The organism is Citrobacter sp. Colony219 (assembly GCF_019382635.1).
Classification (GTDB): Bacteria; Pseudomonadota; Gammaproteobacteria; order Enterobacterales; family Enterobacteriaceae; genus Citrobacter; species Citrobacter youngae.
In genome coordinates this window covers 3,194,126-3,195,036 of record NZ_CP080033.1, presented here as the reverse complement: position 1 = coordinate 3,195,036, position 911 = coordinate 3,194,126, and the positions used below count along the sequence as shown (strand labels likewise).

At 30.8% G+C, this 911-nt stretch carries 1 protein-coding gene; it reads right to left on the bottom strand.

Annotated features, from left to right (window positions below; all coding sequences use genetic code 11):
* Positions 1-829, bottom strand: an 829-nt coding sequence (locus JTI85_RS21495; protein WP_370629265.1) for a DEAD/DEAH box helicase family protein, incomplete at its 3' end; no start/stop codon positions are given.
* Positions 830-911: the final 82 nt, after the last annotated feature.

The window sequence follows — 911 nt, the reverse complement described above, 5'->3', positions numbered from 1 at the left end:
AGTATATTTTTTGTACTTTATCAGGGTTGTTAGTTTTCCAGGTCCTTGATAGTTTGAATTTTTTAGAGAAGTAATAAACCTTTAACCTGTCTTTGAGTTCTGTTTCTCGTGTCCGTAATCCTTCAAGTTCAGTACTTTCAAAGAGTTCTTTATTGCCTTTATAGATCAATGAATTTTCGAAATTAGCTCCGAGAAAGGTGATTGATACGTCTTTGTACTTATTGAGATCTTTCCATGCGGTAATATTAAGCTGTTCCTTTTCCGCATCGATAAAGTACTCATTATTCATTATAAAAAGATCATTATCATTCAATACTGAAAGTTGATTTAAAATGTTCCTTACTACATCCCCTTGTACTTCTGGGTTTCTTTCAGCCGCAATATACATATTTCTGTCATCTAATGGCTGTACTTTATGTATTAAAACATTTCGGATAACATTTTTTATCTCAGAACTCCCTTCATTTATATTCTGGAAAGAGTGAAAATTAGTCACATCGTCAATATACACATTCCAGTTAGATAACAATTCACGAGGGATTTTGAAAAACGTTTTATCTGTTATGAGTAATGTTTTATTACTTCCAGATGAAAGAAAGTTAATAACTGAACTAATAACACTTTTATCTTTTGGTACTGTATCTGTAATTATATACTCGCAATTATTGATTTGATTTGCTGTCTGCTTAATAAGCTCTTGAGTGTTCTGTACTAAAATATATTTTTCATTACTGTTATTGATTATATTACATAATTGATATGTTTTACCTGAACCACACTCAGCAGATACGTACTTAAATTTATTATAAATAGGGGTAGAATTAATCATTTGCACACGCTCCATATTGATTAATTTAGAAAGGTCAGCCATTCCAGTGTCTGGCCTTTCGTCGTTTTAGTTATTAGTATTT